Source organism: Pandoraea sp. ISTKB, from assembly GCF_001721285.1.
In the GTDB taxonomy this organism is placed as follows: domain Bacteria; phylum Pseudomonadota; class Gammaproteobacteria; order Burkholderiales; family Burkholderiaceae; genus Pandoraea; species Pandoraea capi.
The window spans coordinates 98,780-104,996 of record NZ_MAOS01000033.1; the positions used below are offsets into that span (position 1 = coordinate 98,780).

At 58.7% G+C, this 6,217-nt stretch carries 12 protein-coding genes; all 12 read right to left on the reverse strand.

What is annotated here, in order from left to right; all coding sequences use genetic code 11:
• Positions 1–247 precede the first annotated feature (247 nt).
• The gene (gene rpsQ, locus A9762_RS12605) at positions 248–520 is read right to left on the reverse strand and encodes a 30S ribosomal protein S17 (protein WP_039393722.1); all 273 of its coding nucleotides are present in this window, start codon (positions 518–520) and stop codon (positions 248–250) included.
• Positions 517–711 (reverse strand): 50S ribosomal protein L29, encoded by a 195-nt coding sequence (rpmC, locus tag A9762_RS12610; RefSeq protein ID WP_010804129.1) that lies wholly within the window; start codon positions 709–711, stop codon positions 517–519. The genes rpsQ and rpmC overlap by 4 nt, the downstream gene beginning before the upstream one ends.
• Before the next feature lie 14 nt (positions 712–725).
• The gene (rplP, locus tag A9762_RS12615) at positions 726–1,142 is read right to left on the reverse strand and encodes a 50S ribosomal protein L16 (RefSeq protein ID WP_010804130.1); all 417 of its coding nucleotides are present in this window, start codon (positions 1,140–1,142) and stop codon (positions 726–728) included.
• A 2-nt stretch (positions 1,143–1,144) separates the two neighbouring features.
• Positions 1,145–1,948 (reverse strand): 30S ribosomal protein S3, encoded by an 804-nt coding sequence (gene rpsC / locus A9762_RS12620; RefSeq protein ID WP_039393724.1) that lies wholly within the window; start codon positions 1,946–1,948, stop codon positions 1,145–1,147.
• Positions 1,949–1,957: 9 nt separating this feature from the next.
• On the reverse strand, positions 1,958–2,287 hold the full coding sequence (gene rplV, locus A9762_RS12625) for a 50S ribosomal protein L22 (RefSeq protein ID WP_039393726.1): 330 nt from the start codon (positions 2,285–2,287) through the stop codon (positions 1,958–1,960).
• 10 nt (positions 2,288–2,297) lie between these two features.
• Positions 2,298–2,573, reverse strand: coding sequence for a 30S ribosomal protein S19 (rpsS, locus tag A9762_RS12630; RefSeq protein ID WP_010804133.1), 276 nt, complete (start codon positions 2,571–2,573; stop codon positions 2,298–2,300).
• A gap of 13 nt (positions 2,574–2,586) precedes the next feature.
• On the reverse strand, positions 2,587–3,414 hold the full coding sequence (rplB, locus tag A9762_RS12635) for a 50S ribosomal protein L2 (protein WP_044457326.1): 828 nt from the start codon (positions 3,412–3,414) through the stop codon (positions 2,587–2,589).
• A gap of 2 nt (positions 3,415–3,416) precedes the next feature.
• Complete coding sequence (rplW, locus tag A9762_RS12640) at positions 3,417–3,731, reverse strand: 50S ribosomal protein L23 (protein WP_010804135.1); 315 nt, start codon at positions 3,729–3,731, stop codon at positions 3,417–3,419.
• Complete coding sequence (gene rplD / locus A9762_RS12645; RefSeq protein ID WP_010804136.1) at positions 3,728–4,348, reverse strand: 50S ribosomal protein L4; 621 nt, start codon at positions 4,346–4,348, stop codon at positions 3,728–3,730. The genes rplW and rplD overlap by 4 nt, the downstream gene beginning before the upstream one ends.
• A gap of 2 nt (positions 4,349–4,350) precedes the next feature.
• The gene (gene rplC, locus A9762_RS12650) at positions 4,351–5,007 is read right to left on the reverse strand and encodes a 50S ribosomal protein L3 (protein WP_069342364.1); all 657 of its coding nucleotides are present in this window, start codon (positions 5,005–5,007) and stop codon (positions 4,351–4,353) included.
• Between the two features lie 206 nt (positions 5,008–5,213).
• Positions 5,214–5,525, reverse strand: coding sequence for a 30S ribosomal protein S10 (rpsJ, locus tag A9762_RS12655; RefSeq protein ID WP_010804138.1), 312 nt, complete (start codon positions 5,523–5,525; stop codon positions 5,214–5,216).
• Between the two features lie 117 nt (positions 5,526–5,642).
• Positions 5,643–6,217 (reverse strand): EF-Tu/IF-2/RF-3 family GTPase (locus A9762_RS12660; protein WP_240493535.1); only part of this gene is annotated, 575 nt, incomplete at its 5' end.

Genomic DNA, 6,217 nt, shown 5'->3' on the forward strand with positions numbered 1-6,217 from the left:
TAATCCGACACCTAGGCGTCGGTCAGTCTTGGTCCCCGTCAGCACCAAAGGGTGCCGTTTGGGTTGAGTCGTTCAAAAGTGGACAACCTTGCTACCTCGACCAGACCCGTAGAGGATACGAATCGGCTTCGGAAGCCATCCACTCCCTTGCGAAACCAAAGACCGGTTTTGGCGAAAGAAGCGGAAAGTCCGGAATTATACAATGATAATTCCGGACTTGCAAGTCAAGCCTTCGCTTCAGACTGCCTTAGATGATACGGGCAGCTTCCACGAGACGGGCAACCGTCCAGGCCTTGGTCTTCGACAGCGGACGGGATTCTTGAATCTCGACCAGGTCGCCTTCCTTGTACTGGTTGGTTTCGTCGTGCGCGTGGTACTTCTTCGAGCGCACGATGTACTTGCCGTAGAGCGGGTGCTTCATTTGACGCTCGATCAGCACGGTAACCGTCTTGTCCATCTTATCGCTGACGACGCGACCAACGAGGGTACGCTTCAGCGAAGTCTTAGCGGTATCGTTCATTTCTGGCTCGCCTTCTCAGTCAACACGGTACGCACACGCGCGATGTCCTTGCGCACCTTCTTCAGCTGGCTGGTATTGCTCAGCTGTTGGGTGCCCGCTTGCATGCGAAGACCGAATTGGGCCTTCAACAGATCCGACAGTTCCTTGTTCAGGCCGTCGACATCCTTGGCACGAAGTTCGGATGCTTTCATTTCAAATTCTCCCCTCAGGCGCCAAGGCGACGTACGAAGAACGTCGTCTGAATCGGCAGCTTGGCTGCGGCCAGGCGGAAAGCCTCGCGCGCCAGCGCTTCATCCACACCGTCCATTTCGTACAGCATCTTGCCCGGCTGAATCTCGGCGACGTAGTACTCCGGGTTACCCTTACCGTTACCCATACGCACTTCTGCCGGCTTTTGCGAGATCGGCTTATCCGGGAAGATACGAATCCAGATACGACCACCACGCTTGATGTGGCGGGTCATGGCACGACGAGCAGCTTCGATTTGACGAGCCGTCAGACGACCACGACCGACCGCCTTCAGGCCGAATTCGCCGAACGACACTTCGTTGCCACGGGTGGCGACGCCAGTGTTACGGCCCTTCTGCTCTTTGCGATACTTTCTGCGTTTCGGTTGCAGCATGATTATTCTCCAGTCTTGGCGTCGCCTTCAGGCTTGCCAGCCGGACGGCGTGCACCACCGCGCTTCGCACCGGCCTTGTCGCCAGCGTCGTCACGACGGGGGCGACGGTCGCCCGGACGCGCGTTGCGGCGCGGACGCTTTTCTTCGGCCGGCTCTTCAGCCACCGGAGCGTCGTTGCGGCCCAGCGTGTCACCCTTGTACACCCACACCTTGATACCGATGATGCCGTACGTCGTCTTCGCTTCCGAGGTTGCGTAGTCGATGTCAGCGCGCAGGGTGTGCAGGGGCACACGACCTTCACGGTACCACTCGGTACGAGCGATTTCGATGCCGTTCAGACGGCCAGCGCTCATGATCTTGATGCCTTGGGCACCCAGACGCATCGCGTTCTGCATCGCGCGCTTCATTGCGCGACGGAACATGATACGGCGCTCGAGCTGCTGAGCGATCGAGTCGGCGATCAGCTGCGCATCGGTTTCCGGCTTGCGGATTTCTTCGATGTTCACGTGCACGGGCACGCCCATGCGCTTTTGCAGCTCAGCCTTGAGGATTTCGATGTCCTCGCCCTTCTTGCCGATCACAACGCCCGGACGCGAGCTGAAAATCGTGATGCGAGCATTCTTGGCCGGACGTTCGATGACCACGCGGCCAACCGAAGCGTTCTTCAGCTTCTTCTTCAGGTAATCGCGAACGCCGATATCTTCCTGCAGCATTTTCGCGAAATCCTGGTTGTTCGCGTACCAACGCGAAGCCCAGTTACGACTGACAGCCAGACGGAAGCCAGTCGGATGAATTTTCTGTCCCATCGTGACCCCTTAGTTGCCCAGCGTCACAGTGATGTGACAGGTTTGCTTCTCGATGCGGTTACCACGGCCCTTGGCGCGCGCGGTGAAACGCTTGAGCGAGGTCGCCTTGTCAACGAAGATGCCCTTAACGCGCAGCTCGTCAATGTCAGCACCTTCATTGTGCTCGGCGTTGGCGATAGCCGACTCGAGCACCTTCTTGATGATGACCGCGGCCTTCTTCGGCGAGAAGGTCAGAACATTGAGCGCACGCTCCAGCGGCAGGCCGCGGATCTGGTCAGCGACCAGACGCGTCTTCTGCGCCGAGATACGGGCACCGCGATGAATTGCTTTCACTTCCATGATCGGCCCCTTATTTCTTCGCCTTCTTGTCGGCCGCATGGCCCTTGAAGGTACGGGTGAGTGCGAACTCACCCAGCTTGTGGCCGACCATGTTTTCCGTCACGTACACCGGCACGTGTTGACGGCCATTGTGTACGGCGATCGTCAGGCCGATGAAATCGGGCAGGACGGTCGAACGACGCGACCAGGTTTTGATCGGCTTCTTGTCACGCGATGCGGCTGCTGCTTCCACTTTCTTCAGCAGATGAGCGTCGCAAAACGGACCTTTTTTAACAGAACGAGTCATTTGCTAGCTCCAATTAACGCTTCTTGCGACGCTGAACGATCATGCTGTCGGTGCGCTTGGTCGAGCGGGTACGCTTACCCTTGGTATGCTGACCCCACGGGCTGACCGGATGACGACCAGCAGCCGTACGACCTTCACCACCACCGTGCGGGTGATCCACCGGGTTCATCGCCACACCGCGAACGGTCGGGCGAATACCGCGCCAACGCTTTGCACCGGCCTTGCCCAGTTGGCGCAGGCTGTGCTCTTCGTTACCGACTTCACCGATGGTTGCACGGCACTCGATGTGCACGCGACGCACTTCACCCGAACGCAGACGCACTTGAGCGTACGTGCCTTCGCGTGCCAGCAGCATTGCCGACGTACCGGCGGCGCGGGCGATTTGCGCACCCTTGCCCGGCAGCAGTTCAATGCCGTGGATCGTCGTACCGACCGGAATGTTACGGATCGGCAGCGTGTTGCCAGCCTTGATCGGAGCTTCCGAGCCGCTCACCACTTGCTGGCCGACGGTCATGCCCTTCGGTGCAAGGATGTAACGACGCTCGCCGTCGGCGTAGCACAGCAGTGCGATGTTCGCGCTGCGGTTCGGGTCATACTCAAGACGCTCAACCTTCGCCGTGATGCCGTCCTTGTTACGACGGAAGTCGACGATACGGTAGTGCTGCTTGTGACCGCCACCCATGTGACGGGTGGTGATGTGACCGTTGTTGTTACGGCCAGCGGTCTTGCTCTTGGTATCGAGCAACGGGGCGAACGGCTTGCCCTTATGCAGATCCTTGTTGACGACCTTGACCAGCGAACGGCGGCCCGGCGACGTCGGTTTCGTTTTGACGAGTGCCATGATTACTTGGCCTCCGCTTCAAAATTGATTTCCTGACCCGGCTTCAAGCTCACGTAAGCCTTCTTCTCGTGGTCGCGACGACCCATGAAGCGGCCAAAGCGCTTTTGCTTGCCCTTACGGTTCAGGATTTGCACCGACTCGACTTCAACCTTGAAGAGAAGCTCAACTGCAGCCTTCACTTCTTGCTTGTTCGCGTCGCGTGCAACTTGGAACACCACTTGTTCATTCTTGTCAGCCACCAGCGTCGCCTTCTCGGAGATCACCGGCGCGAGCAAGACCTGGTACAGACGATGGTCGTTTTTACGCACGTCGCTCATGACAGCATCTCCTCAATCTTGGCGATCGCGCCCTTCGTCAGCAGCACCTTCTTGAAGTAGATGAGCGACAGCGGGTCGGCGAAACGCGGCTCGGTGACGGCAACGTGAGCCAGATTGCGCGAGGCCAGGAACAGGTTCTCGTCCACGCTATCCGTGATCAGCAGCACCGACTCAAGACCCATGGCCTTGATCTTTTCAGCGAGCAGTTTGGTCTTCGGGGCATCAAGCTTGATGTCTTCGACGACCGACAGACGACCTTCACGGGCGAGCTGCGACAGAATCGAGCACACACCAGCGCGGTACATCTTCTTGTTGACCTTGTGGGTGAAGTTCTCTTCCGGCGAATTCGGGAAGATACGGCCACCGCCGCGCCACAGCGGGCTCGACGACATACCGGCACGAGCGCGGCCCGTACCCTTCTGACGCCACGGCTTCTTCGTCGTGTGCTTGACCTGTTCACGGTCCTTCTGCGCACGGTTGCCGCTGCGGGCGTTGGCTTGATAAGCCACCACAACCTGATGGATCAGCGCTTCGTTGTAGTCACGGCCGAACACGACGTCCGACGCGTTGACCGCAGCGCCTTCCTGACCTTGCTCATTCAGGAGCTTCAGTTCCATTGTTACGCTCCCTTCGCGAGTTTGGCTTTGACGGCCGAGGTCACGAAAACCTTGCCTTCGTTGGCGCCCGGAACGGCACCCTTCACGAAGATCAGGCCACGTTCAGCGTCAATGCGCGCGATTTCGAGATTCTGCACCGTCGTGGTGACGTCACCCAGGTGACCCGTCATGCGCTTACCCGGGAACACACGGCCCGGATCCTGCGCCATACCGATCGAACCCGGCACGTTGTGCGAACGCGAGTTACCGTGCGATGCGCGGCCCGAAGCGAAGTTGTAACGCTTGATGGTACCGGCGTAGCCCTTACCGATCGAGGTGCCTTGCACGTCGACCTTCTGGCCCACTTGGAACAGATCGACGCCAACGACTGCGCCCGGCTGCAGTTCAGCAGCTTTGGCAGCGTCAACGCGGAATTCCTTGAGGATTTCACCGGCTTCGACACCTGCTTTCGCGAAGTGACCGGCGGCGGCTTTGACCACGCGCGTGGCGCGGCGATTGCCGAAAGTGACTTGAACGGCGGTATAGCCGTCCGTTTCATCCGTCTTGATTTGCGTCACGCGGTTGTTAGACACGTCGAGCACGGTGACGGGAATCGAATCGCCGTCGTCCGTGAAAATACGCGTCATGCCAACCTTGCGACCGACAAGGCCAAGGCTCATGATTTTCTCCATTCCCGACTGCGATTGGCCGGGGCTAAATGACAAAAGGATGGTCCACGGACGTGGGCCATCTTTTCAAAACTACACTTGAGCCCGCCATTATAGGCGGACTTTTATCGCTTGACAAGTGTTGCTAAATCACATAACAAAAGCCCCGCCGGGTCCAGCATTGGCGGGGCTTTCAAGAGCGAAACCGCTCGCAAGCCTTACTGCAGCTTGATTTCGACGTCGACGCCAGCCGGCAGGTCGAGCTTCATCAGCGCGTCAACGGTCTTGTCCGTCGGATCGACGATGTCCATCAGGCGTTGGTGCGTGCGGATTTCGAGCTGGTCGCGCGACGTCTTGTTGACGTGCGGCGAACGCAGGATGTCGAAACGCTCGATACGCGTCGGCAGGGGCACCGGGCCCTTGACGATTGCGCCAGTGCGCTTGGCGGTTTCAACGATTTCGGCTGCCGATTGGTCGATCAGGCGATAGTCGAAAGCCTTCAGGCGGATACGAATCTTTTGGTTTTGCATGGAAATTCTCCAAAGAGCATGGCAACCCTCGTTCGGGCGCCGGGTAAATCACAAAGAGCAAAAAACCTGCGAGAAGCGGTTACCGGCGAACCGGCAACCGCTTCATCAGATCGTCAATTAGGCAACGATCTTGGCAACGACGCCCGAACCGACCGTACGGCCGCCTTCGCGGATTGCGAAGCGCAGACCTTCGGTCATGGCGATCGGGGCGATCAGCTTGACAGCGATCGACACGTTGTCACCCGGCATCACCATTTCCTTGTCGGCCGGCAGGCTGATCGAGCCCGTCACGTCCGTCGTACGGAAATAGAACTGCGGACGATAGTTGTTGAAGAACGGGGTGTGACGACCACCTTCGTCCTTCGACAGCACGTACACTTCGGCCGTGAATTCCATGTGCGGCTTGATCGAGCCCGGCTTGGCCAGAACCTGACCACGCTGAACGTCTTCACGCTTCGTGCCGCGCAGCAGAATACCGACGTTGTCGCCTGCCTGACCTTGGTCGAGCAGCTTGCGGAACATTTCAACGCCCGTGCAGGTCGTCTTGTCGATGTGCGGCTTGTCGCCATCCATTTTGATACCGACGATTTCGATTTCTTCGCCGACCTTGACCACGCCCGACTCGATACGACCCGTCACCACCGTGCCGCGACCCGAGATCGAGAACACGTCTTCCACCGGCATCAGGAACG

Coding starts and splice junctions, on each gene's coding strand:
- rpsQ (WP_039393722.1), bottom strand. CDS start 520: ATGAACGATACCGCTAAGACTTCGCTGAAGCGTACCCTCGTTGGTCGC.
- rpmC (WP_010804129.1), bottom strand. CDS start 711: ATGAAAGCATCCGAACTTCGTGCCAAGGATGTCGACGGCCTGAACAAG.
- rplP (WP_010804130.1), bottom strand. CDS start 1,142: ATGCTGCAACCGAAACGCAGAAAGTATCGCAAAGAGCAGAAGGGCCGT.
- rpsC (WP_039393724.1), bottom strand. CDS start 1,948: ATGGGACAGAAAATTCATCCGACTGGCTTCCGTCTGGCTGTCAGTCGT.
- rplV (WP_039393726.1), bottom strand. CDS start 2,287: ATGGAAGTGAAAGCAATTCATCGCGGTGCCCGTATCTCGGCGCAGAAG.
- rpsS (WP_010804133.1), bottom strand. CDS start 2,573: ATGACTCGTTCTGTTAAAAAAGGTCCGTTTTGCGACGCTCATCTGCTG.
- rplB (WP_044457326.1), bottom strand. CDS start 3,414: ATGGCACTCGTCAAAACGAAACCGACGTCGCCGGGCCGCCGTTCGCTG.
- rplW (WP_010804135.1), bottom strand. CDS start 3,731: ATGAGCGACGTGCGTAAAAACGACCATCGTCTGTACCAGGTCTTGCTC.
- rplD (WP_010804136.1), bottom strand. CDS start 4,348: ATGGAACTGAAGCTCCTGAATGAGCAAGGTCAGGAAGGCGCTGCGGTC.
- rplC (WP_069342364.1), bottom strand. CDS start 5,007: ATGAGCCTTGGCCTTGTCGGTCGCAAGGTTGGCATGACGCGTATTTTC.
- rpsJ (WP_010804138.1), bottom strand. CDS start 5,525: ATGCAAAACCAAAAGATTCGTATCCGCCTGAAGGCTTTCGACTATCGC.